Genomic DNA, 22,556 nt, shown 5'->3' with positions numbered 1-22,556 from the left:
GCGCAAAATGCATCGATCGCGTCATGCATACGCTGGAGTCATGGATCTGGAGCTGCGCCACCTGCGGTGCCTGTGTGCGATCGTGGACACGGGCACGTTCACCGACGCCGCGATCGAGCTCGGACTCTCCCAGGCGGCGGTGTCCCGCACACTCATTTCGTTGGAATCCGCACTCGGCGTGCGACTTCTCCACCGCACGAGCCGCAGCGTCACGCCGACCACCGCCGGCGTGCAGGTGCTCGCGCGCGCCCGCCACCTGCTCGCCGAGGCCGACGACCTCGTGCGGGAGGCCACCACGGGCCACACCCGGCTGCGGGTGGGGCACGCGTGGTCGGCGATGGGCCGGCACACCGCCGAGTTCCAGCGGCGCTGGGCCGATCGCCACCCGGACGTCGAGCTGCTGCTGGTACGCACCAACACCCCGACCGGCGGGCTCGCCGAGGGGCTGTGCGACCTCGCCGTGGTGCGCACGGCCGTGGACACCCGCCGGTACGCGCAGGCGACCGTGGGCCACGAGGCCCGCTACTGCGCCATGGCCACCGACGACCCGCTGGCGCGCCGTCGCACCGTCACGCTCGCCGACCTCGCGGCCCGTGTGCTGGTGATCGACCGGCGCACCGGCAGCACGAACACGGACCTGTGGCCGGAGGAGCAGCGGCCACGGGTGGAGCACACCCAGGAGATCGACGACTGGCTGGCCGCGATCGCCACCGGGCGCTGCGTGGGCGTGACCCCGCACTCCACGGTGACCCAGTACCGCCGCGACGGCATCACCTACCGCCGGGTGCGCGACGCGGCGCCCGTGCCGGTGCGGCTGGTCTGGTACGGCAGCGATCCGCACCCGGCCACGCACGCGGCGGTGGCGCTGCTCAGTGAGCTGTACCGGGCGGCGTGAGCCGAGCCGGTACGCAATTACCACAGTGGACGGTCACCTCTTCGGGCGTAAGCGCCGCACAGGGGCAGACATCGGAGACTTCACGCGGGATGCTCCATTTCGGACAATCGTGATCAGGAAGGGGCGTTTCATGAGGAATCTCCGGGCCGCCCTGCTGGCCGCACCCTTGTTGGCAGCCGGTCTCCTCGTCGCACCGACCACCGCGTCGGCAACGCCCGTGTCCACCTCCGTGACCGATCTCGACTGCGGGTTTTTCGCGTGCAGCTGGGTGTTCAGCAAGAGCACCACGAAGCTGATCGCCGAGGGCGCGCCGGCGATCCGCGTGTGCAAGAGCATCCCGACGCCGGGCAACCTCGCGTGCGGTGTCGCCATCGCGGCGCTGGTCATCACCGCGAAAAAGGCGCGCAGTGAGGGCAAGTGCGCGAAGATCACCTGGACCAAGACCCCGCCGCCACCCCTGGGCACGTGGTGGCCGTCGGTCGAGGGTGGCAAGCGCTGCAAGTAGGTTCCCTCCGGCCGTCGGGATGGGAAGCACCCGCCGGCCGGGGCGGTGCGGGGCCGTCCCGTCCACTGTGGACGCGTGGACGGCCCCGCGAAACATTTCCGGGCCCCGGCGGGATCGTTCGCGGGGCGAATTATCACCGTTGACGCCGTCGCGCGAGGTCGGTCATGATGTGGTGGTACACCACCCACCGAGGAGTGACGAAAATGTCCGGCAGCGAGCAGCACAAGGTGTGTCCGGGGTGCTTCGGCATCACCGGCGACGCACCGCGCCTGCCTTACGCCGCCGAGACACCAGGCTCCACGCCGTGACGCACCCAGCGCGTCGCAGCAGGGAGCCGCCCGTCGGGAGACCGATCAGGGCGGCTTTTTCGTTTTCCGTGACATTTTCGTGACCTTCGCCTCCCCCATTCCGACCACGTGCCCGAACGGCCAGGGACCCGCCTGCAAAGCGGAACAAACCGGTTCGACTCCGGTCGCGGTCTCCACTCGAGCGACAACCGAAAAGGAGGTGCCCGCAGCCATGGGTGTCCTGGTCCTCAACGCCGGCTACGAGCCCCTGCACACCGTCTCCGTCCCCCATGCGATCCGGATGCTCGTGCGCCACGTCGCGGTCGTCCACGAAAGCGACGGCGCCGACCTGGGTGTGTTCCCGCGCCCCAAGGTCGTGCGGCTGCTGCGGTACGTGGTGATGAAGTGGCGATATTCCGGCCCGCCCCGCTGGTCACGCCGCGGCGTCCTCCTGCGCGACGGCCACACCTGCGCCTACTGCGGCCGCCACGCGACCACGATCGACCACATCATCCCGACGTCGCGGGGTGGTGAGCGCACCAGCTGGTTCAACACCGTGGCCGCCTGCGGTGGCACGGCGCGCAGCTGCAACGCCCGCAAGGCCGACCGCACCCCCGCCGAGGCCGGCCTCACGCTGCGGTTCACCCCGACCGTGCCCACGTGGGACCAGCTGCACCCGCTGCGCTGACCGTCCACATGCGACACCTGTCCGCACCGTCCGGGCGGCGCTAGGCTGGCTCCCATGAAGGGGCTGCTCCTGCGCCTCTCGGCGGTCGACTCCGACGCCGAGGCCGCGGTACGGGTGATCGCGTACTTCGACGAGCTCGTCACCCGCCGCGCCACCCTGCCCGACCTGGTACGCGCCACGGCCTCCTTGGCCGAATGCGTCGCCGGCCTCCGCCGCGGCACCGAGCCGGCCCTCCGCTTCCGCCCCGACGGCACTCGTGTGGTCGGGGCGGAGACCGGTGCGGCGCACGAGGTGAGCGACGGCGCTCGTCGGACGGTCGTTCCACTCGCGGCGGCACCTGAGCGCGGCGAAGCCGGTAGCCCTGGACCGTCGGCCGGGTCGCCGGTGGCTGCCTCAATCTCCGCGGCACCTGACCACGGTGAAGCCGGGAGTCCTCAGCCGTCAGCCGGGTCACCGACAGCGGCCCCCTCGCGCGCCGTGGCACCCGACCACGGCGAAGCCGGGAGTCCTCAGCCGTCAGCCGGGTCACCGACAGCGGCCCCCTCGCGCGCCGCAGCACCCGACGACGGCGAACTCGGCACTCCTGAGCCCTCGGCCGGGTCACCGGCGGCCATCCCACTCGCCGCGGCACCCCAGCGCCGCGAATCCGCCAGCCCTGAGACCTCGGCCGGGTCACCGGCGGCCGATCCCGGCGCCGGCGGGCCCCGGTTGGTGGTGGCCGACCTCGGAGGTGAGACCACCGGCCAGGTGTGGCTCGAACGCGACGGCGAGCCGGGGCCGCTCGACGACCTCGTGCTGGAGCGGTTCGCGATCGCCGCGCGGGTGCTCGGGCCGGCGCCGGAGGTGAGGGCGCCGCATCTCGCGGATCCGGCGTTGGTCGAGCTGGTACTGGGCGAGCGCGCGGCGGACGAGGACCGGTCGCGGGCCCTGGTTCTGCTCGGCCTGGATGCCGCACGGCCGCTGCGCGTGGTGGCCGTGGGCACCGAGGACGGGCGCGACCCGGGTGCGGCGGCCGTCGCGCTGGTGGCGCGCGGCGGAACCGCGTTGGGGGCGCGGGTGGCGGTGGTCGGCGAGGTCGCAGCGGTGTTGCTTCAGCCACGCGAAGGCCCCGCAACGGTGGTGGATTCGTGGGAAAACGCACTTTCCCTGCGCGCTCGCGAACGTGCCTCGTCCGGAACCGTCCGCGTGGGCGTCGGCGACGCGGTCGCCGGCCTCGACGCCCGGCGGTCCTGGCTGCAGGCGCGGCTGGCCGAGCGCTTCGCCGTGCCGGCCACGGAACCCCTCGTGGTCCACGAGAACCTCGGCTCGCTCACCCTGCTCGCGCAAATCCCCGCCGACCACCTGCGCGCACAGCCCGACGTCCGCGCCCTGGCCGCCCTCGCCCCTGCCGACCTCGAAACGCTCGAAGCCTTCTGCCGCACGGGATCGCTGCGCCAGGCGGCCGTCGCGCTGCACCGGCACCACAGCTCGGTCGCCACCCGCCTCGCCCACGTCGAAGACGCACTCGGCTGGCCACTGGACGACCCGGCCGGCCGCTTCCGCGCCCGCCTCGCACTTCTCGCCTACCGCCTGGCCCGCCGCGCCTAACCTGGCGCAGCGTCGGCGAGCTCTCGCGAACGCAGTGGGGCACCCGGGCGAAACCCAACGGCTCGGTCGCCACCCGCCTCGCCCGCCTCGCCCACGTCGAAGATGCGCTCGGCTGACCGCTGGACGGCCCGGCCGGCCGGTTCCGCGCCCGGCTCGCGCTTCTCGCACACCGCTTGGCCCGCCGCACGTGACGGGGCGCAGCAGCGGCGAGCTTTCGCGAACACAGCGTGGGGTCCGGGCGAAACCCAACAGTTCGGTCGCCACCCACCTCGCCCACGCGGAAGACTCGCTCGGCTGGCCGCTGGACCACCCAGCCGGCCGGTTCCGCGCCCGGCTCGCGCTCCTCGCCCACCGCCTGGCCCGCCGCACCTAACCGGCCGCCCCGTCGGCAAGCTCTCCCGCAAGCACAGCGCGGCGCCCGGCCGAAACCCAACAACTCGGTCGCCACCCGCCTCGCCCACGTCGAAGACTCGCTCGGCTGGCCGCTGGACGACCCCGCCGGCCGGTTCCGCGCCCGGCTCGCGCTCCTTGCCCACCGCCTGGCCCGCCGCGCCCGACCGGACGCCGCGCCGGCAAGCTCTCCCGCGAGAACAGAGCGGCGCCCAGGCAAAAACCCAGGCGCCGCGTTCCGTCGCGGATCCAGCGTTGGTCGAGCCGGTGCTGGGCGATCGCGCGGCAGGCGATGACCGGTCGCGGGCCCCCGGTGCTACTCGGGCTGGATGCCGCACGGCCGCTGCGGGTGGTGGCCATGGGCAGGCGCGACCCGGGGCCGGACCGAGCACCCGCGCGGCGATCGCGACCCACTCCAGGACGAGGTCGTCGAACGGCCCCGGCTCGGCGCCGCGTCGCCGGGAACCTCAGCCGAGCTCCACGCCCAACGCGCGCGCCAGCACCGCGCGCGATTCCGCGGCCTCGCGGCGGGTGATGGTGGCGTGGCGGACCATGGCCGAGCCGTGGAAGGTGCCGGGGAAGAGGTGGAGCTCGGTGGGGACGTGGGCGGCCAGGAGGGCCTGCGCGTAGGCGATACCTTCGTCGCGGAGGGGGTCGTATTCCATCACCGAGATGTACGCGGGCGGGAGGCCGGCGAGGTCGGTCGCGCGGGCGGGGGCGGCGTACACGGGCACGTCGGCGGTGCCGCGCACGCCCGCGCCGAGGTAGGAGTCCCAGCTGAACTCGGCGTTGGGGAGATTCCACAGTGGAGTGTCGTCGAAGCGGCGCATGCTGGGCGTCTGAAGGCGATCGTCGATCTCGGGGACGCCGAGGAACTGGAACGCGATGGCCGGCCCGCCGCGGTCACGGGCCAGCAGCGCGAGCGCGGCGCACAGACCGCCGCCCGCGCTGACGCCGTGGATGACCACGCGCTCCGGGTCGACGCCGAGCTCGTCGGCGTGTTTGGCCGACCACACGAGCGCCGCGTAGCAGTCCTCGAGACCCGCGGGGTACGGCGCTTCCGGCGCGAGCCGATAGTCCACCGACACCACGACCACGCCCAGCTCGCGCGAAAGCTCCACCGCGGCCGGGTGATCGGTGTCGACATCGCCGACGATGAAGCCACCGCCGTGCACGTTGAACAGCAACGCGGGTGTGGCGATGGTGTCCGGTGTGTAAATTCGAACAGCCACGTCCGGCGCGCCCTCGGGGCCCGGCACCGTGGTGTTTCGCACGGTCACGCCGGTCTCGTCGACGTCGCCGAGCAGCTCGGCCATCATCTCCTTCATCTTGGCCCGCGCCGTCACCAGGTCTTTCAGGTCGCCGGTGTCGGGCAGCATCGGGAGAGCGGCGGCGATCTCGGGATCGAACGCGTAGTCCATCAAGGCCTCCAGGAGTGCGGGTCCCGTCATCCTCCCGGTTCCCGCACTCGTGTTCATCCGCCAACCGTCGCCGAGCCGCCCCACCGCGACCGCCACCCGGCGGGCATCCCTGGGTGCGGCTCAGCCCAGCCGCTTGAACCCGGCATCGGCCGCCTCGACGCCAGTGAGATCCGCGACGGTGCGCCCAGGTCGGCCCGCCGCATCGGTCATCCCGAGACAAGTCAGGGTCCGCGACCGTCTACCGAGCCGCTCGGACACGGCCGCCGCGACCGCCGCCGCCCCTGCCGCGCGGGTCGGCGGCCGACACCCCTCAACCCCGCGGTCGAGCACCAGAGCCCGTCACCGCCGAATCGGCCGAGCCGGCACCGGTGGGCGTCCCCGAGGTGCGGCTCAGCCCAGCTGCTTGCACTGGCATCGGCCGCCCCGACGCCGGTGAGATCCGCGACGGTGCGCCCGGCCGCGGACCCGGCGCCGCATCGGTCATCCCGAGACAAGTCAGGTCCGCTGCCATCAGCCGAGCCGCGCGGACACGGCCGTCGCGTCCGGCGCGGGTCGGCAGCCGACACACCTCAGCCTCGCAGCCGAGCATTGGAGCCGCCGCCGGATCGGCCGGGCCGGCACCGGTGGGCATCCCGGGCGCGGCACCGCCCAGCTGCGTGAACACTGGCATCGGCCGCCACGACGCCGGTGAGGTCCGCGACGGTGCGCCCAGTCGGCCGCATCGGTCATCCCCAGACAAGTCGGGTCCGCGGCCGTCAGCCGGGCCGCTTGGACACGGCCGTCGCGACAGCTGCCGCCACTCCAGCGCGGATCGACACACTTCAACCTCGCGGGTCGAGCACCGGAGCCACCGCCGAATCGCCAGGGTCGCCACGCGGCGGGCATCGCCCGAGTGCGGCTCAGCCCAGCTGCTTGAACACCGCCGTCGCCACCGCGGCGTCTGCCACGCCGACGCCGGTGAGGTCCGCGATGGTCAGCCCGGTGCGGTTCGGGACGCCGTCGCGCAGGACGGTGCCGGCGGGGAGGTCGGCGTCGGGGGCGATGGTGCCAGCGCGGACGGCGTTGCCGAAGTCGCCGTGGGCGAGGCATTGGGTGTGGTCGTCGGTGGCGATGGTGGTGGCGTGGGTGAAGAGGGCGGGCGGCAGTTCGGCCTTGCCGGGCAGGTCGGTGCCGATGCCGGTCACGTGCGCCGCGGCGAACGCGGACGCGGGGGCGACCGGGGTGGTGGAGGCCGTCGCGGTGATCACGCACGCCGTGACGGCTGCTTCTTCCGGCGTGGCGGGCACGGCGGCGAGGCCGGCGGTGGCCAGGTCGGCGCACAGCTTGCGCACGGCCTCGGGCCGGCGGCCGCACACGCGCACCCGGGACAGCGGCCGCAGGTCGGCGAGCCATTCGACCTGCAGCCGCGCTTGCAGGCCGGTGCCGAACACGGCCACCTCGTCGACGTCGGGTGGGGTAAGCGCGTGGGTAACCAGCGCGCCGGCCGCGGCGGTCCGCCAGGCGGTGAGCCAGCCCTCGTCGGCCAGTACCGCGGCGGGCACGCCGGTCGAGGCGTCGAACACCAGCATCAGGCCGCTGTTGGTCGGCAGGCCGCGCTCGGCGTTGCGGTAGAAGCCCGACGCCACCTTCACGCCGAAATGTGTTGCGCCGTCGAGGAAACCGGCCTTCACGTGGCAGTCGCCCTCGGCCTCGGGGAACCACATCGCGATCGGCGCCGGCATCTGCGCGCGCCCTTCGGCGTGGGCGATCAGCGCGCCGCGCACGGCGTCGAACACCAGCGCGCGCGTGGCCACGGCCTCGATCTCGGACAACCCCACCACATCGAGCGTCATCGCCGCGCCTCCAGGAATTCCGCCCACGCGGCCAGGCCCTCGTCCGGACCACGACGGCCCACGCCGACGCGGAACCGGTCGTCCGGCGTGGCCGTGAGCTCGGATCGGTAGATGCTCGCCGGCAGCAGCAACACACCGCGCTGCTCCACGAGCTCGGTGCACATCGCCTCCACGCCGTCGGCGCCGAGGTACCGCGGGAAACACACGCAGCCGCCCTGCGGTGGTGAGAATTCGAACAACTCTTGGTAATTCTCGAAAAACGCGCTGAACTTCGGCACGTTCTCCGCGATCACCGCGCGGTTGCGCGCCAGGATCGTGTCCCGCGCGCGCAGGCCGATGAGCGCGAGGATCTCGCTCGGCGCGGAGTTGCAGATCGACGTGTAGTGCTTGGCCCGCTCGAGCCGCCCCAGGATTTCGCGGTCGCGGCAGGCGATCCAGCCGACGCGCAGGCCGGGCAGTCCGTAGGCCTTGGACATCACGTTGAGCGAAAGCGCCGAAGCGGACAGGTCGGCCGCCTGCGGCAGCGTCGCCGACGGGTCGAGCTCCAGGCCGCGGTAGACCTCGTCGCTGAACAGAAGCACACCGCGCTCTTCGCACAGCCGCACGAGCCGGGTCCAGGTCTCGATGTCGGGCACCGCGCCGGTCGGGTTGTTCGGGAAGTTCACCGACACCAGGCGCGTGGTGGGCCGCAGCTGCCGCTTGACCTCGCCGACGTCGAGGGCCCAGCCGTCCTCGGGCCGCAGCGCGACGCCGGTCACCTCGCCGATGGACAGCGGGATCGTCTCGGCCGCCTGGTAGTTCGGCGTGATCACCACGGTGTGGTCGCCGGGTTCGAGCAGCGTGCGCATCGCCAGGTAGAGGCCCTCTTCCGCGCCGGCGAAACACAGCACGTGCTCCGGCGCGACGTCGGTGTAGGTCGCGGCGATCTCCTCGCGCAGCGCGGGCAGGCCGTAGGTCTCGGTGTAGCCGAGCGCGAGGGTCTCCCAGCGTTCACGGCCGTCGTCGTCGGCGAGCGCCAGCAGTTCGGTGACGGTCATGGTCTGCAAGTCGGACGCCGTGAGGTGGTGGCGGGCGGTGAACTCCCAGCGGGAGAAGTACGTCTCCAAGCGGAAGTCAGGAAGCGTCGGCATCGGGCTCCTTGCGCAGGTCGGCGAGCAGTTGGTAGGTGGCCGAGCGCGAGATGCGCAGCGCACGGGCGACCACGGGCACGGACCGGCGCTGCGCGAACACGCCGGCGCCGTCGAGCTGTGCGAGAAGCACCAAACGCTGTTCGCGGGTCAACAACTCGACCGGCGTGGCGTGATCGCGGACGAACTCGCCCACCACGTCGTTGAGCGTTTCCGTCCAGTCGCGCTCGAACAATGCCTGGGGCTGCCCGGTCACGGGCGCGGCGAAGCCGGACAGCAGCTGCGCGGCCTGGTCGAACGCGGTGCGGTCCACGTTCACGCACAACACCACCTCGGCGTTGCCGTGTTCGTCCCGCACCACCGCGCTCACACTCGAGAGCCGCCGGCCGTCGGGCAGGGACTTCGGGTACGGGCCGTACACGTCCTTGCCCGCGGGGCGCAGGCCGTCGAGCTCGCCGAGTAGCGACGGGTCGCCGGGCTCGCGTCCGGAGAACGCGTTCCAGATGCCGAGCACGGAGTCGGTGCGCGGGTCGTGCAGCACCACCTCCGCATGCGGCGAAAGCAGGCGCACGATCGCCTCGCACACGGGTGCCCAGCGGGCCGTCCTGCCGTCCATGACGCTGGACACTACATCCACCTTGGACGAACGGTCCAGCCGGGTCGTTCTGTACGATCCAGTACAGACAGTCGAGGAGAGGAAATCCCGTGCCCGGTCTCTGGAGTCCCGTCGAAGTCGGCCGGCTGCGCCTGCCCCACCGGCTGGCGCTGTCGCCGATGATGCGCAACCGCGCGCTGCCCGACGGCTCGCCCACCCCGCTCGACGCCGAGTACTTCGCGCAGCGCGCCTCGCTCGGGCTGCTCATCACCGGCGGCACGCAGCCCTCGGCCGACGGGCAGGGGTTCCTGCTCAGCCACGGCTGCCACACCGACGCGCACATCGCCGGGTGGCAGCTGGTCACCAAGGCGGTGCACGACGCCGGCGGGCACCTGTTCATCCAGCTCATGCACGCCGGGCGCGTCGCGCACCCGCACAACACGCCGCACGGTCGGACGCCGGTCGCGCCCTCGCCCGTCGCGGCCGGCGTCGGCATCCACACGCCGACCGGCAACCAGCCCGTGCCGGTGCCGCGCGAGCTCACGACCGCGCAGGTGCGCGCGACCGTCGAGGACTTCCGCCGCGCGGCCGCCGCCGCGATCGAGGCCGGCGCCGACGGCGTGGAAATCCACGGCGCCAACGGTTTTCTCCTGCAGCAGTTCCTCTCCGCCAACGCGAACCACCGCACGGACGCCTACGGCGGCTCCGTCGCCGCCCGCACGCGGTTCGTCCTCGAGGTGACCGAGGCCGTCGCCGGCGAGATCGGCGCCGACCGCACGGCGCTGCGCCTCTCCCCCGGCCTGCGCGCCTTCGGCATCGACGAGGGCGCCACCGGTCCCGCGACCTACACCCACCTCGTGCGCGCGCTCGCCCGCCTCGACCTCGCCTTCCTCCACGTGACCCACCACGGCGACGACGCACTGCTGGCCACCGTGCGCGCCGCCTGGCCCGGCCCACTGCTGCTCACGCGGCCGGGCGCCCCGGTCGACGAGCGCGCCGCCGACGTCGACAGCGGGCTCGCCGACCTGATCACCCTGGGCCGCCCGGCGCTGGCCAACCCCGATGTGGTGGCCCGGTTGAGGACTGGCGCACCGTTGAACGCTCCCGACCCGACCACGTTCTACGGCGGCGGCGCTGAGGGCTACACGGATTACCCGACGCTGTGATCGGCCCCGCGGCTCGGGAGACCGGGCCGCGGGGCTGATCGGCGGTTCACGTTGTGCCAGTGCGGCACCGAGGGAGCCGCCTGGCGATCAACTCGTCAGCGCAAACAACCGCGAACAGCCAGCCGCCACGGCACCGCGGCTCGCCAAGCCGGGACGCGGAGCCGACCGCCGGTTCACGTTGATCCAGCACAGCACCGAGAGCGCCGCCCAGCGGCTGGCTCTTCACCGCGAACCACCGCGGCGAACAGCCAGCCGCCACCGCACCGCGGCACGCTAACCGGACAGCAGGCCGGCTGCCGGCTCACGCTGGTCCGGCGCAGCACCGAAGGAGCCACCCGGCCGTCAACTCGTCAACGCGAACCACCGCGGCAAAACAGCCAGCCGCCACCGCACCGCGGCTCGGCAAACCGCGCCGCGACCGACTACCGGTCACGTCGTTCCGGTGCGGCACCCAAGAAGCCACCCAGCGATCAGCTCATCAGCACAAACCACCGCCGCGAACAGCCCCCGCGCAAGCCAGCTCAATCGGCCTCACCCACTGATCAGAGCCGCCAATTCCCGCCACTCACGCAGCGGCAACCCGTCCACCCCGACCACGTGCAGCGCCACATGATCCGCCCCCGCCGCCAAGTGCTCGGCGACCCGCTTGCCGACCGCATCGACGTCGCCCCACGCCAACACCGCGTCGACCAGGCGATCGCTGCCCCCGGAGGCCAGGTCGGCGTCCGAGAAGCCCTGGGTCAGCAGGCTGCGGCGGTAGGCGCCCATCCCGAAGAACGGCGCCAGGAACGCCCGCCCGGCCGCGCGGGCCTTCGCCGGATCGCGTTCCAGGGTCACGGCCTGGTAGGGCGCGAGCAGCGCGCCTGCACCGAGCCGGGTGCGTGCCGCCTCGATGTACGCGGGGGTCACCAGGAACGGATGGGTTCCCGAGGCTCGCCGCCGGGCCAGGTCGGTCATGGCCGGGCCCATGGCGCCGAGGACGCGGGGCGCCGACGAGCCCGCCGCGTCGAGCGCGTCCAGGTAGCCCGTCATGGCCTGCAGCGGACGGAACGGGCCGCCGGTGGCCGTGGCGGCGTCGCTGACGCCGAGGCCCAGCAGCAGCCGGGAGCTGTGCGCGGCGGCGAACGCGGCGAACTCCGCCGCCGGATGGCGCCAGATGCTCGCCACGCCGGTGGCCACGACCGTGCGGCGGGTGGCGGTGAGCAGCCGCGAGAGGTCGCCGAAGAGGTCGCCGCCGCCGAGGCCGGGGATCCAGAGGGCGCCCCAGCCCAGGTCGTCGAGTTCGGTGGCCGCGGCCGAAATCGCGGCGGGTGCGGCGGTGCGCAGGTCGACGCTCCAGAGGCCGACCCGGCCGAGGTCGAGGCTCATACCTGGTTCGCCCCGCCGTCGGCGAAGAGTTCGACGCCCGTGACGAAGCTGCTGGCGTCCGTCGCCAGGAACAGGGCCACGGTGGCGATCTCCTCCGGCCGGCCCATCCGTCCCAAGGGGACAGACCCGGCCAGCGCGCCCTTCAGCTGCACCGCCGCGTCGTCGCCGCCCGCGAGGCCGGTGATCCCCGGCGTGTCGACGGGGCCGGGGCTGATCGAGTTGACGCGGATGCCGCGCCCGCTCAGCTCCTGCGCCCACGTGCGCGCGAACGAGCGCACAGCGGCCTTCGACGCCGCGTACACGCCGAACGCGCCGTTGCCCTTGGTGGCCGCCGTCGAGCCGGTGAGGATCACCGAAGCGTTGTCCACCAGGAAAGGAAGCGCTTTCTGCACCGTGAACAGCGTGCCCTTCACGTTCGTGTCGAAGGCGTCGTCGTAGTGTTGCTCGGTCACCTGCTCCAGCGTCGCGAACTCGCCGCCGCCCGCGTTGGCGAAGAGCACGTCGATCGGCCCGCCGACGGTTTCGTAGAGCCGGTCGAGGTCGGCCGGCGAGGCGCTGTCCACGCGCACGCCGGTCACGTCGCCGCCGATCTCCGCCATCCCCTCGATGGCCGCGTCGAGCACGTCCTTGCGCCGCCCGGTCACGAAGACGCGCGCGCCCTCGGCCGCGAACAGCCGGGCCGTCGCCAGCCCGATGCCGCTCGTGCCGCCTGTGACGACGGCGGTCTTCCCCTGTAGTGCGTTCATCGCTGAAATTCCCGTTCGTGTGTTCACCCGGCCCCGGCGTGGTCGTTCCGCTCGGCCGGTCGCCACGGGACAATGGAGCTCCCTTGCTCCACCGCCGACCACGACGACAGATTACGGGACATGTCACCTAAACGCAAAGACGGCCCCTGGCTCGACACCCGGCAGCAGCGCGCCTGGCTCGCCTACATCCGCGTGCAGCTGCGGCTGAGCTACGAGATCAACCGGCAGCTGCAGACCGACAGCGACCTGTCCATGCCGGACTACGACGTGCTCACCGCCCTCGCCAACACCCCCGGCGAGGTGATGCAGATGACCGCGCTGGCCAACCAGCTCGGCTGGGAACGCAGCCGCACCGGCCACCACGTGCGCCGCATGGCCACCCGCGGGCTCGTCGACGCGCGCACGTCGAGCACCGACCGCCGCGCCACCGAGGTCGTCTTGACCGCGCAGGGCCGGGAACTCCTGGAGAAAGCCGCGCCCGGTCACGTCGAGCTGGTGCGCGATCTCTTCTTCGACGGCCTCTCCCCCGAGCTGCTCGCGCCGCTCACCGAGGCGATGGAGAACATCTACGCCAACATCCTCGAGCGCGGCACGCTGCCGCCACCGTGAGGAAACACCGTCCCTGCCAGCGGAACACGGGTTTGCGCGCGCGGTGGACCGGACCAACCGGCGTGAAGTAGATTCACTTTTCACGCACGGTCCGCCAGCCTGCGCCGCCGCCGCACACCCCGTTCTCGACGTAGTGGACGAAGGGCAGCACATGCACCGGAAGATCGTTCGTGCCCTCGCGGCCGCGGCCGCCACCGCCGTGGTGATCGCGACCGGCGGCACCGCCTCGGCCCGACCAGCGATACCCGCGCTCCCGCAAGCGGCACCGACCGCACCCGCCACCTTCACCCACCCCGGCGTGCTGGTGAGCCGGGCGCAGCTCGACACGATGCGCCAGCGCGTGCAGGCCGGCACCCAGCCGCAGAAGCAGGCGTACGACTCGATGATGGGCTCGAAGTACGCCTCGCTCTCCTACACGCCGCACCCGCGCGCCGTGGTCGACTGCGGGCCGAGCTCGATGCCCAACAACGGCTGCACCGACGAGCGCGAGGACGCGATCGCCGCGTACACACAGTCGCTGGCCTGGTACGTGACCCGCGACGCGCGCTACGCCACCAAGGCCATCCAGATCATGGACGCGTGGTCGGCCACCATCAAGGACCACACCAGCGACAACGCGCACCTGCAGACCGCGTGGTCGGCCTCGACGTGGCCGCGCGCGGCCGAGATCATCAAGTACGCCTACGGCACCTGGCCCAACTCCGGCCGGTTCGCCACGATGCTGCGCAACGTCTACTACAACGAGATCCAGAACAGCGACGGCCGCACCGGCAACTGGGAGCTCAGCATCGCCGAGGCCATCGTCGGCATCGGCGTGTTCCTCGAGGACAAGACCGTCTACGACCGCGGCATGACGCTCTACCGCAACCGCGTGCCCGCGTTCATCTACCTCAGCTCCGACGGCGCGCTGCCCAAGACCGTGCCCGGCAGCGGCCTGAACACCCGCGATCAGATCGTGGGCTACTGGCAGGGCCAATCCACCTTCGTCGACGGCCTCACGCAGGAAACCTGCCGCGACTTCGTGCACACCGGCTACGGCATCGCCGCGATCGCCGAGGTGGCCGAGACGTCCCGCATCCAGGGCCAGGACCTGTACGGCACCGACATCGGCGAGCGCCTGCGCCAGGCGCTGGGCTTCCAGACCAAGTACGAGCTCACCGCGCCGCCGTCGTGGCTGTGCGGCGGCACGGTGAAGCGCGGCCTCGGCCCGGTGACCGAGGTCGGGTACAACGCGCTGCACAACCGGCTCGGCATCGCCATGACCAACACCCAGAGCTACACCACGAGCCACCGCCCGCAGGGCAGCAACAACCTGTTCGTCTCCTGGGAGACCCTCACCCACGGCGACAACCCCGCGTGACGGTTCCGGGGGCCGCCGTGCGCGGCGGCCCCCGGAATCCGCGAAATCCTCCGCCGAGCACGCGGTGAGCTGCTACCAAGAGGCATGAGAAAAGCGCTCGCCTGCTCCGCCCTCCTGCTCGCGGCGGGCTGTTCGACACCCCCGCCGGCGCCGCCGGATCCGATCGTGGTGCCACCGTCCGTGTCGACGGTGCCCAGCGAGCCGACCTCCGCACCCCGGCCCACGACCGCGGCGCTGTCCGCCCCCGACGGCTCCGATCTCGCCGCCTGCCGCGACGGTTCGTGCGACGTGGTCATCCACGGCAAGGTCACCGTGCCCCTCGAACCGCGCTTCGGCACCCGTGCGCTCGTGCTCACGCAGTCGGCGCCCGACCGGCTGGCGTTCGACGCCGACCGCACCGAGCTGCCCCGGGTGAAGGGCCACTTCCGGGGCGAGGGCTACGTGAGCCTGGCCAACAAGATCACCGTGACCGTGCTGGCGATCGACGCCACCGGGGCCGTGATCCGCGTGTCGCCGTCGAGCGAGTCGGCGCAGGACAAGGTCTGGGGAGACGACGCAGCGTTCGACTGAGCCCGTGCGGATATGTAGTCGTTGACTAGATTGTTGTCAGCGACTACATTGGCGAGCACCGACAGAGAGAGGACTCGCCGTGCCCACTCAACCCCCGCGGACCTGGTTCGTCACCGGCGCCGGTTCCGGCTTCGGCCTCGAGGTCACCACCCAGCTGCTGGCCGCCGGCCAGCGCGTCGCCGCCACCAGCCACACGCTGAGCGCGGCGTTGAAGGAACTCTCGGCGCAGCACGGCGATCGCCTCTGGACCGCCGCGCTCGACGTGACCGAGCCCGCGACCGTGCGCGCCGTCGTCGACCAGGCCTTCAGCGAGCTCGGCCGGATCGACGTCGTGTTCTCCAGCGCCGGCTTCGGCGCGCTCGGCGCCGCCGAGGAGCTGTCCGACGAGCTGCTGCGGCGCCAGCTCGCGGTGAACCTGCTCGGGCCGATCCACCTCACCCGCGCGGTCACGCCGTGGCTGCGCACGCAGGGCGGCGGCCGGATCATCCAGATGTCCAGCTCGGGCGGCCACGTGCCCGACCCCGGCATGAGCGTGTACAACGCCTCGAAGTTCGGCGTCGAAGGGTTCTTCGAATCGGCTGCGGTGGAGCTGGCGGCGTTCGGCATCGAGGTCACGCTCATCGCCCCGGGCGGCACGCGCACCGCGTTCAACGCCAACATCACCCAGGCCGAGCCGCTGGCCGCCTATGCCGACGGCGTGCTCGGCCAGGTGCGCGGCGCGCTCGCCGGCGGGATGGACGAGACCACTCTGCGCCACGCCGTGGCCGGCGATCCGGTGAAGATCGCCCGCGCGATCGTCGCCTCCGCGGACACCACACCCGCGCCGCGTCGGCTCGTGTTCGGCGCCGCGGCCTACGAAACCATCGCCAACGCGTGGCAGCAGCGCCTCGAAGCCCTCGCCGCGCAGCGCGAGCTGGCATTCGGCACCGACGCCGACGACGTGCTCGCCGACCGCGCGAACGCCTGAGGGCTCAGTCCTCCAGCGCCCCCGGCCCGCGGCGGTAGACGACCTTGTCCGGGTCGACGACGCGGCCTTCTTCATCGACGAAGGCCAGGCGCACGGGCCGGTCGTCGGTGGTGTCGACGTAGACCGTCGCCGGGCCGTGGCCGGTCGGCAGGTACTCGTCACCCCACTCCGAGAGCGCGGCCAGCACCGGCAGCAGGTCCTCGCCGACCGGGGTGAGCACGTATTCGACCCGCGCCCGCTGCCCCGGCTCCTGGTACGGCCGTCGCGCGAGGATCCCGGCCTCCACCAGGGCTTCGAGCCGGGACGCGAGCAGATCCGTGGGCACGCCGATCTTCTGGAACTCGGCGAACCGGGTGCGCCCGCGGAACGCCTCGCGCACGATCAGCAGGCTCCACTTCTGCCCCAGCACCTCCAGGCTGCGCGCGATCGAGCAGCGGCTGTTGGTCGGGATCGCCATGGCCTTCATGACCCCATCGTACGTCACACTTGGCAAATCGGAGTCAGCTTGCTAACTTGGAATTTCCAAGTACGAGTGCTGGAGGAGTCATGACGGAACTGCGGAACGCGGTTGTCCTGGTCACCGGGGCCAACGGTGGGCTGGGCATCGAATTCGTGAACCAGGCCCTCGAACGCGGGGCCCGGCGCGTGTACGCCACGGCGCGCTCCCCGCGCGAGTGGCAGGACGAGCGCGTGGTGCCGCTCGCGCTCGACGTGACCGACGAGGCTTCGGTCGCCGCGGCGGCCGCGGCTGCCGCCGACACCACCGTGGTGGTGAACAACGCCGGCATCAGTGCGCGCAGCCCTCTGCTCACCGCACCGCTCGCCGAGGTGCGCGCGGTGTACGAGACCAACGTGTTCGGCGCGCTCGCCGTCGCGCAGGCGTTCGCACCGGTGCTGGCGGCGAACGGCGGCGGAGCGCTGGTCGACATCCACTCGGCGCTGAGCTGGCTCGCGAAGTCGGGTGCGTACTCGTCGAGCAAGGCCGCGCTGTGGCAGATCACCAACTCGCTGCGGCTCGACCTCGCCGGCCAGAACACCCACGTGCTCGGCGCGCACCTCGGATACACCGACACGCCGATGACCCAGGCGCTGAGCGTCGAGAAGGAAGACCCGCGCGACATCGTGGCGGCGATCTACGACGGGCTGGAAGCCGGCGCCCTGGAAGTGCTCGCGGACCAGACGTCGCGGGACATCAAGGCGAACCTGTCGGGGCCGTTGGAGGTGCTGTACCCGGAGCTGACCGCGACGGTGTAGGTCCGGCACTGGGTCCACTGTGGACCTTGGGCAGCCGGGCCCGCGGTGCCGACCGTGCGTTGTGCGGCAATTCCCGGTGCGCTGTGCGGCAAGTCACAGGTGGCCTCCGTGCCTAGGTTCGGCCGGAGACAGCACGTTCCCGGGAGGCCACCATGACCCAGCAAGAAACGGCGGGGTGACGCCGTGGAATCCTCGATCGCCGAGCACCTGCACGTCGAGCGCGTGCACCCGCGCCGCAAGCCGGACAGCTTCCACCCGCCCTACCCGTCGTTCTCCGCGCGCTTCGACCCGGCCGTCGAGCAGGTGGTGATGGCCTACCTCGGGGTGCAGTACCGCACGCCGGAGCCACCGCCCGTCGCGACGGCCGCGCTCGCGGAGCTCGACGCCGCCGGCGAGCACGCGCCCGAGCACCGCGACCGGGCCCGCTACGTGGACGAAGCCGGGTTCACGACCGTGCTCACCATCCTCTACTGGACGGACCCGGCCGAGTACGACCGCTGGCGCAAGGCCCGCGCGGCCTGGACCGGGCCGCACCACCGCTCGGCCGACGCCGGATTCTTCAGCGAGGTGGTGCGCCCGACCACGCGCCGGTTCGAGACGCTGTTCTCCAGCGACCGCACCGAAGGCGTCTCGGTGGCGGCCTCGGAGCTGAGCGGCGAGATTCACGAACACGGCTACTGGGGCGGCGCGCGCGACCGGCTGCCGCTCGGGCAGACCGACCGCCTCGAGCCCACCGGCGCGCCGATCGCCGAGACCGACCCGGAGACCGGCGTGGTCACCGTGTCGCCGCAGGGGAACCTGTGCCTGATCCGCTCCGGGCAGGAGTGGACCGAAACCGACGGCGACGAACGCGGGATGTACCTCGGCGACGTGGAGCCCGTACTGCGCGCCGGCATGGACTTCCTGCGCGACGACGGGCTCGGCATCGGCTGCTACGCCAACCGGTACGTGCGCCTCACCGACGAAACCGGCGCCGAGACGGACAAGAGCTTCGGCATGAGCTGGTGGCACAGCCTCGCGGACCTGGAGGCGTGGGCCGAGTCGCACCCCACGCACGTCGCGATCTTCCGGGCCGCCATGAAGTACCTGTCCACGATGGGCCCGGCGGCGCGGCTGCGGCTCTACCACGAGGTGACGGTGACCGACGCGGACGAGCAGGAGTTCCGCTACCTCGGGTGCCACGACCGCACGGGGTTGCTCCGGGCGGTCATGCGCTGACGGATCCGCGGTGCGTCACGGGGTGGCGCACCGCGGGCCGGTTAGTGGTGAGGCAGCGCTGGCGTCGGAGGGCGCTGGTGTGAAGGTGCGCGGTTGTCGGGCGGTGGTTTTGTCAGGCACAGTCACCAAGAAGCGGCGCCGCCAGGCACCGGCGTTGTCGGGTAGTGGTTGTCACAGCGCCGGTCGTCGGCAAGCGGCGCACCGCCGGCCAGGCCGCTCATCCGGCGGAACCGGTCAGGCCGGGTCCTTGTGGAACCGCCCGTCCTTCATGATTCCGTGCAGCTTTTCCTTGTCCTGCAGCACCGTGATGTCGGCGAGCGGGTCGCCGTCCACGAGCAGCAGGTCGGCGAGGTAGCCGGGCTGGACTTTGCCGAGTTCGTGCGGGCGGAGCATGATCTCGCCGCCCTGCGCGGTGGCGGCGAGGATCGCCTCCATGGGCGTGAAGCCGAACCGTTCGACGAAGTGCTGCAGGTCGCGCGCGTAGGTGCCGTGCGGGGTCCAGGCGAAGCCGTAGTCGCCGCCGGGCAGCACGCGGATGCCGCGGCGGTGCATTTCGATCATCGCGGCCGTGGCCTTTTCGAGTTCCCGCTTGTAGCCCACGGCTTCGGCCGCCTCCTGTGGGAAGCCGAAGTCGGCGGCTTCGTACAGGGTCGCGATGAGCCAGTTGACGCCGGGTGCCACGAAGATCCAGTCCTTGGCCTGCTCCAGCAGGTCCATGCCTTCTTCGTCGGTGAAACTGGCGTGGTAGACGATGTCGACGCCATGGCGCACGCACATCTTCACGCTCTCCGCGCTGCGGGCGTGGGCGCACACGCGCTTGCCGCGCCGGTGCGCCTCGGTCACGGCCATCGCGACCTCTTCGTCGGACATGTAGGTGTCCTCGGCGCGCTGCGTGCCGGTGATCTCCTCGCCGGTCATCGACAGTTTGATCTGGTCCACGCCGATCTCCACGAGGCGCCGCACGGCCTTGCGCATCTCGTCGGGGCCGTCGGCGAACCAGGTGATGCCCTTCACGAGCTCGCCGCCCGTCACGGCGATCTCGGGGCCGTTGGCGAGGTAGCGCGGGCCGGGGATGCGCCCGGCGTTGATCGCGTCGCGGCACACCACGTCGAGCCGGTCCTTGGCCGAGGCCGCGCCGAGGCACATGGTGTAGCCGGAGTCCACATAGGACTTCGCCGACTCCACCGCGAACAGCAGGTGCTCCTCCACCGGCAGCGCGGCGAGGCCGTCGAGGTCGGCGCTGTTGTTCCAGGTGAAGTGGGTGTGGGCGTCGCACAGCCCGGACATCAGCGTGCGGCCGCGGCCCTGCACCACGCGGGCGCCTTCGGCGGCGGCCGGCTCCACGGTGCCGACGGCGGTGATGCGGTCGTGGTCCACGAGCACATCGCCCCGGTAGGGCAGGGCACCCGTGGAGTCCAGGATGGACACATTGCGGAACACGGTCTTGTCGGCGGTGAGCGGCACGGTGGTTCCTCCTCGGCGTTGAGGCGCGGCGGGTGGTTACAGGAACTTCAGCAGCAGTGCGGAGACTTCGGCGGCGGCTTCGAGCGCGGTCCAGTGACCGACGCCGGGAAGCACCTCCACGGTGGCACCGCCGTGGGCGACGGAAAGCGCTTCACTCACGGCCGGCGGGCCGACCTTGTCGTCGGCGCCGGTGACCAACAGCAGGGGCAACGCCGGGTCCACCGGACCCGGATCGGTCGCCCCGGCGAGGGCTTCGCAGTTGCGCGCGTAACCCTCGGCGTCCTGGCGCATCACCAGTTCCCGCACGAACGCGGCCACCTCGGGCTTGTCGCGGCGGGTGGCCTCGGACAGCGCGTTGGCGACCACACCCGGCGCCACGGCCGCGGTCCCTTGCGCGCGCAGCACGGCCGCGCGATCGTGCTGCGCCTTCCGTCCGGCCTCCGGCGGCTCCGCGACGGCGCCGAGCAGCGCCAGCGCCGACACCCGGTCGCGGTAGCGGGCCGCGAAGTCGCGCACGACGAGCGTGCCCATGGAGTGCCCGACCACGGCCGCGGCGGCCACCCCGAGCTCGTCGAGCACGGCGGCGAGGTCGTCGGCGTGCGAGGCCACGGAGATGCCCTCGCGCAGCCCGGAGCGCCCGGCGCCGGCGGAGTCGACGCGGATCACCTGGTGGCTCGAGGCCAGTGCGTCGGCCTGCACCTGGTAGAAGTTGCCGGTGCCGCCGAGGCCGTGCACGAGCAGCACGGCGGGGCCGGTGCCCTCGACCTCCACGGCGAGTTCGGTTCCGTTGATCTTCATACGCGTTCCTTTCCGGACGTCAGGCCACGCGGTTGCGCAGCGTGCCGAGGCCCGTCACGGTGATCTCCACGACGTCGCCGCTCGCCAGGAACCGCGGCGGGTCGAAGCCGATGCCGACACCGGCGGGCGTGCCGGTGGCGATCACGTCGCCCGGCAGCAGCGTGATGCCGGCCGACAGCGTGGCGATCAGCTCGGGGATGTCGAAGATGAGGTCGTCGAGCCGGGCGTGCTGGCGGCGTTCGCCGTTCACGGTGGTTTCGAGCTCCAGCGCGGTCACGTCGGGGACCTCGTCGGCGGTCACGGCGTAGGGGCCCATCGGGCAGTGCGTGTCGAGCGACTTGCCGAGCAGCCACTGCTTGTGGTCGCGCTGCAGGTCGCGGGCCGTGACATCGTTGATCATCGTGTAGCCCCACACGTGCGCCAGCGCGGCTTCGCGGGTGATGCCACGCCCGCCGCGGCCGATGATCACCGCGAGCTCACCCTCGTAGTCGAGCTCGGCGGTGAGGCCGGTGTGCGGGTCGATGGCGTCGCCGGGACCGATCACGGCCGTGGTGGCCTTGGTGAACAGGATCGGCCGGGTGGGCAGGTCCTCCGAGCGGTCCGGGCTGTCGTAGCCGCTGCGCCCGAACTCGGCCACGTGCTCGCGGTAGTTCTTGCCGACGCAGAAGACGTTGCGACGCGGCGCGGGGAACGGCGCGCGGAGCCGCACGTCGGCGAGGGATACCGGCGTGCGGTCCGCGGCCTGGTCGGTGAGGATGGTCCCGACCTCGCCCCAGCGTTCGACGGCGCCCAGCAGCGTTCCGCCCGGCACGAGATCGGTGACGTCGAGGACCTCGTGGGCACCGGTCAGGACCCCGACGCGGTCGGCGGCTCCGGTGGAGAAGGTCACCAGCTGCATGCGAGACCAATCTGAACCAATGTGAACCAATACGGACGTGGTCGACCGTACGCGCTTCGTAATCGGTTGTCGATACGCTGGTCCCGGTCGAGTGCATTGGTCTCGATTGGTCTCAAGTCGTCCGGTAGAGTGCGCCCATGACCACGGTGGAACACGCCCTGCGCGCGCTGCTCGACGAGGGCGCGGCCGACGGCAGCCTCGGCCCCGGCGCGAAGCTGCCCACCGAGCGCGATCTCGTGGCGCGGCTTTCCGCGCCGCGCAGTGCCGTGCGCCGCGCGCTGGACACGCTGGAACGCGACGGGCTCGTGATCCGCCACGTCGGGCGCGGCACGTTCCTCACCGACATCGCGGCGCAGCGCGTGGAGCCCGCCCCGGCCGACACCAGCCCGGCCGAGATCATGCAGGTGCGCCAGCTGCTCGAACCGCAGGTCGCGACGCTGGCCGCGCGGGTGGCCACGCAGGCCGACCTCGACCGGATCACCGCGGCGCTCGCGGCCGGCGGGTCGGCGGCCGACTTCGAGGGGTTCGAGCGCGCGGACGCCGGGCTGCACCGCGCGATCGCCGCCGCGGCGCACAACGGGCTGCTGATGAACATGTTCGACGTGATGAACACGGCGCGCTCGCTGCCGGTGTGGGGCAGCCTCAAGCGCCGCACGTCCACGCCCGAGGTGCGCTCGTGTTACCACGACGAACACACGCTGATCGTCGAAGCGCTGCGTGACCGGGATCCCGTGAGCGCCGGCGACCACATGCGCCGGCATCTCCAGCACGTGGCCGACACCCTCTTGGGGCGCGACTGAAGCACGACGTG

Annotated in this window: 22 protein-coding genes and 1 tRNA gene; 13 read left to right on the top strand and 10 right to left on the bottom strand. The window is 72.1% G+C overall.

From position 1 onward, the window contains the following. Window positions 1-40 precede the first annotated feature (40 nt). From VSH64_RS05740 to VSH64_RS05720, 5 genes are all read left to right on the top strand, one after another. Window positions 41-895 (top strand): LysR family transcriptional regulator, encoded by an 855-nt coding sequence (locus VSH64_RS05740; protein WP_326834416.1) that lies wholly within the window; start codon window positions 41-43, stop codon window positions 893-895. A 130-nt stretch (window positions 896-1,025) separates the two neighbouring features. Beyond that, window positions 1,026-1,400: a hypothetical protein gene (locus VSH64_RS05735; RefSeq protein WP_326834415.1), complete on the top strand. Its 375-nt coding sequence runs from the start codon at window positions 1,026-1,028 to the stop codon at window positions 1,398-1,400. A gap of 410 nt (window positions 1,401-1,810) precedes the next feature. After that, window positions 1,811-1,884: transfer RNA gene (locus tag VSH64_RS05730), tRNA-Cys, on the top strand. A 35-nt stretch (window positions 1,885-1,919) separates the two neighbouring features. Beyond that, a complete protein-coding gene (locus tag VSH64_RS05725) occupies window positions 1,920-2,375 on the top strand; it encodes an HNH endonuclease (RefSeq protein WP_326834414.1) in 456 nt (151 codons plus the stop codon). A 54-nt stretch (window positions 2,376-2,429) separates the two neighbouring features. After that, window positions 2,430-3,962, top strand: coding sequence for a helix-turn-helix domain-containing protein (locus VSH64_RS05720; RefSeq protein WP_326834413.1), 1,533 nt, complete (start codon window positions 2,430-2,432; stop codon window positions 3,960-3,962). Between the two features lie 857 nt (window positions 3,963-4,819). Here the strand turns inward: VSH64_RS05720 and VSH64_RS05715 are convergent. From VSH64_RS05715 to VSH64_RS05700, 4 genes are all read right to left on the bottom strand, one after another. Continuing rightward, on the bottom strand, window positions 4,820-5,803 hold the full coding sequence (locus tag VSH64_RS05715; protein ID WP_326834412.1) for an alpha/beta hydrolase: 984 nt from the start codon (window positions 5,801-5,803) through the stop codon (window positions 4,820-4,822). Window positions 5,804-6,672: 869 nt separating this feature from the next. Continuing rightward, a complete protein-coding gene (locus VSH64_RS05710; protein WP_326834411.1) occupies window positions 6,673-7,605 on the bottom strand; it encodes an ornithine cyclodeaminase family protein in 933 nt (310 codons plus the stop codon). After that, window positions 7,602-8,735, bottom strand: a complete 1,134-nt coding sequence (locus tag VSH64_RS05705; protein WP_326834410.1) for an aminotransferase class I/II-fold pyridoxal phosphate-dependent enzyme — start codon at window positions 8,733-8,735, stop codon at window positions 7,602-7,604. The genes VSH64_RS05710 and VSH64_RS05705 overlap by 4 nt, the downstream gene beginning before the upstream one ends. Next, on the bottom strand, window positions 8,719-9,348 hold the full coding sequence (locus tag VSH64_RS05700) for a helix-turn-helix transcriptional regulator (RefSeq protein WP_326834409.1): 630 nt from the start codon (window positions 9,346-9,348) through the stop codon (window positions 8,719-8,721). Before VSH64_RS05700 ends, VSH64_RS05705 begins: the two co-directional genes overlap by 17 nt. Before the next feature lie 89 nt (window positions 9,349-9,437). Here VSH64_RS05700 and VSH64_RS05695 point away from each other — a divergent pair, with 89 nt between their 5' ends. Then, the gene (locus tag VSH64_RS05695) at window positions 9,438-10,493 is read left to right on the top strand and encodes an alkene reductase (RefSeq protein WP_326834408.1); all 1,056 of its coding nucleotides are present in this window, start codon (window positions 9,438-9,440) and stop codon (window positions 10,491-10,493) included. Window positions 10,494-11,024: 531 nt separating this feature from the next. On the opposite strand, the gene VSH64_RS05690 is transcribed toward VSH64_RS05695, so the two are convergent. Further along, entirely contained in the window at window positions 11,025-11,861 is an 837-nt protein-coding gene (locus VSH64_RS05690; protein ID WP_326834407.1) for a TIGR03620 family F420-dependent LLM class oxidoreductase, read from the bottom strand. After that, a complete protein-coding gene (locus VSH64_RS05685; RefSeq protein ID WP_326834406.1) occupies window positions 11,858-12,607 on the bottom strand; it encodes an SDR family NAD(P)-dependent oxidoreductase in 750 nt (249 codons plus the stop codon). The genes VSH64_RS05690 and VSH64_RS05685 overlap by 4 nt, the downstream gene beginning before the upstream one ends. A 120-nt stretch (window positions 12,608-12,727) precedes the next feature. On the opposite strand from VSH64_RS05685, the gene VSH64_RS05680 reads away from it, so the two are divergent. The 4 genes from VSH64_RS05680 to VSH64_RS05665 all read left to right on the top strand — a co-directional run bounded on the left by VSH64_RS05680 (window position 12,728) and on the right by VSH64_RS05665 (window position 16,113). Then, window positions 12,728-13,216: a MarR family winged helix-turn-helix transcriptional regulator gene (locus VSH64_RS05680; protein WP_326834405.1), complete on the top strand. Its 489-nt coding sequence runs from the start codon at window positions 12,728-12,730 to the stop codon at window positions 13,214-13,216. Between the two features lie 151 nt (window positions 13,217-13,367). Further along, complete coding sequence (locus tag VSH64_RS05675) at window positions 13,368-14,576, top strand: alginate lyase family protein (protein WP_326834404.1); 1,209 nt, start codon at window positions 13,368-13,370, stop codon at window positions 14,574-14,576. An 84-nt stretch (window positions 14,577-14,660) separates the two neighbouring features. Continuing rightward, the gene (locus VSH64_RS05670; protein ID WP_326834403.1) at window positions 14,661-15,146 is read left to right on the top strand and encodes a hypothetical protein; all 486 of its coding nucleotides are present in this window, start codon (window positions 14,661-14,663) and stop codon (window positions 15,144-15,146) included. A gap of 79 nt (window positions 15,147-15,225) precedes the next feature. Beyond that, window positions 15,226-16,113, top strand: a complete 888-nt coding sequence (locus tag VSH64_RS05665; RefSeq protein ID WP_326834402.1) for an SDR family oxidoreductase — start codon at window positions 15,226-15,228, stop codon at window positions 16,111-16,113. 4 nt (window positions 16,114-16,117) lie between these two features. Here VSH64_RS05665 and VSH64_RS05660 read toward each other — a convergent pair whose 3' ends face one another. Then, window positions 16,118-16,579, bottom strand: coding sequence for a winged helix-turn-helix transcriptional regulator (locus tag VSH64_RS05660; RefSeq protein ID WP_326834401.1), 462 nt, complete (start codon window positions 16,577-16,579; stop codon window positions 16,118-16,120). Window positions 16,580-16,659: 80 nt separating this feature from the next. Between VSH64_RS05660 and VSH64_RS05655 the strand changes: the two genes are divergently transcribed. Continuing rightward, window positions 16,660-17,367, top strand: a complete 708-nt coding sequence (locus VSH64_RS05655; RefSeq protein WP_326834400.1) for an SDR family oxidoreductase — start codon at window positions 16,660-16,662, stop codon at window positions 17,365-17,367. Between the two features lie 183 nt (window positions 17,368-17,550). After that, window positions 17,551-18,585 (top strand): phenylacetaldoxime dehydratase family protein, encoded by a 1,035-nt coding sequence (locus VSH64_RS05650; RefSeq protein WP_326834399.1) that lies wholly within the window; start codon window positions 17,551-17,553, stop codon window positions 18,583-18,585. 234 nt (window positions 18,586-18,819) lie between these two features. Here the strand turns inward: VSH64_RS05650 and VSH64_RS05645 are convergent, their stop codons facing one another. The 3 genes from VSH64_RS05645 to VSH64_RS05635 are packed head-to-tail and all read right to left on the bottom strand — an operon-like array spanning window position 18,820 to window position 21,745. After that, window positions 18,820-20,049 (bottom strand): metal-dependent hydrolase family protein, encoded by a 1,230-nt coding sequence (locus VSH64_RS05645; protein WP_326834398.1) that lies wholly within the window; start codon window positions 20,047-20,049, stop codon window positions 18,820-18,822. A 36-nt stretch (window positions 20,050-20,085) separates the two neighbouring features. After that, window positions 20,086-20,847, bottom strand: coding sequence for an alpha/beta fold hydrolase (locus VSH64_RS05640; protein ID WP_326834397.1), 762 nt, complete (start codon window positions 20,845-20,847; stop codon window positions 20,086-20,088). A 19-nt stretch (window positions 20,848-20,866) separates the two neighbouring features. Then, window positions 20,867-21,745: a fumarylacetoacetate hydrolase family protein gene (locus VSH64_RS05635; protein ID WP_326834396.1), complete on the bottom strand. Its 879-nt coding sequence runs from the start codon at window positions 21,743-21,745 to the stop codon at window positions 20,867-20,869. A gap of 137 nt (window positions 21,746-21,882) precedes the next feature. Between VSH64_RS05635 and VSH64_RS05630 the strand changes: the two genes are divergently transcribed. Then, on the top strand, window positions 21,883-22,545 hold the full coding sequence (locus tag VSH64_RS05630; RefSeq protein WP_326834395.1) for a FadR/GntR family transcriptional regulator: 663 nt from the start codon (window positions 21,883-21,885) through the stop codon (window positions 22,543-22,545). Window positions 22,546-22,556 lie beyond the last annotated feature (11 nt).

Source organism: Amycolatopsis rhabdoformis (assembly GCF_035918295.1).
GTDB classification, from domain to species: domain Bacteria; phylum Actinomycetota; class Actinomycetes; order Mycobacteriales; family Pseudonocardiaceae; genus Amycolatopsis; species Amycolatopsis rhabdoformis.
The sequence above is the reverse complement of the archived record's forward strand: the minus strand, read 5'-3'. Positions and strand labels throughout refer to the sequence as shown.

Coding starts and splice junctions, on each gene's coding strand:
- VSH64_RS05740 (WP_326834416.1), top strand. CDS start 41: ATGGATCTGGAGCTGCGCCACCTGCGGTGCCTGTGTGCGATCGTGGAC.
- VSH64_RS05735 (WP_326834415.1), top strand. CDS start 1,026: ATGAGGAATCTCCGGGCCGCCCTGCTGGCCGCACCCTTGTTGGCAGCC.
- VSH64_RS05725 (WP_326834414.1), top strand. CDS start 1,920: ATGGGTGTCCTGGTCCTCAACGCCGGCTACGAGCCCCTGCACACCGTC.
- VSH64_RS05720 (WP_326834413.1), top strand. CDS start 2,430: ATGAAGGGGCTGCTCCTGCGCCTCTCGGCGGTCGACTCCGACGCCGAG.
- VSH64_RS05715 (WP_326834412.1), bottom strand. CDS start 5,803: ATGACGGGACCCGCACTCCTGGAGGCCTTGATGGACTACGCGTTCGAT.
- VSH64_RS05710 (WP_326834411.1), bottom strand. CDS start 7,605: ATGACGCTCGATGTGGTGGGGTTGTCCGAGATCGAGGCCGTGGCCACG.
- VSH64_RS05705 (WP_326834410.1), bottom strand. CDS start 8,735: ATGCCGACGCTTCCTGACTTCCGCTTGGAGACGTACTTCTCCCGCTGG.
- VSH64_RS05700 (WP_326834409.1), bottom strand. CDS start 9,348: ATGGACGGCAGGACGGCCCGCTGGGCACCCGTGTGCGAGGCGATCGTG.
- VSH64_RS05690 (WP_326834407.1), bottom strand. CDS start 11,861: ATGAGCCTCGACCTCGGCCGGGTCGGCCTCTGGAGCGTCGACCTGCGC.
- VSH64_RS05685 (WP_326834406.1), bottom strand. CDS start 12,607: ATGAACGCACTACAGGGGAAGACCGCCGTCGTCACAGGCGGCACGAGC.
- VSH64_RS05680 (WP_326834405.1), top strand. CDS start 12,728: ATGTCACCTAAACGCAAAGACGGCCCCTGGCTCGACACCCGGCAGCAG.
- VSH64_RS05675 (WP_326834404.1), top strand. CDS start 13,368: ATGCACCGGAAGATCGTTCGTGCCCTCGCGGCCGCGGCCGCCACCGCC.
- VSH64_RS05670 (WP_326834403.1), top strand. CDS start 14,661: ATGAGAAAAGCGCTCGCCTGCTCCGCCCTCCTGCTCGCGGCGGGCTGT.
- VSH64_RS05660 (WP_326834401.1), bottom strand. CDS start 16,579: ATGAAGGCCATGGCGATCCCGACCAACAGCCGCTGCTCGATCGCGCGC.
- VSH64_RS05655 (WP_326834400.1), top strand. CDS start 16,660: ATGACGGAACTGCGGAACGCGGTTGTCCTGGTCACCGGGGCCAACGGT.
- VSH64_RS05640 (WP_326834397.1), bottom strand. CDS start 20,847: ATGAAGATCAACGGAACCGAACTCGCCGTGGAGGTCGAGGGCACCGGC.
- VSH64_RS05635 (WP_326834396.1), bottom strand. CDS start 21,745: ATGCAGCTGGTGACCTTCTCCACCGGAGCCGCCGACCGCGTCGGGGTC.
- VSH64_RS05630 (WP_326834395.1), top strand. CDS start 21,883: ATGACCACGGTGGAACACGCCCTGCGCGCGCTGCTCGACGAGGGCGCG.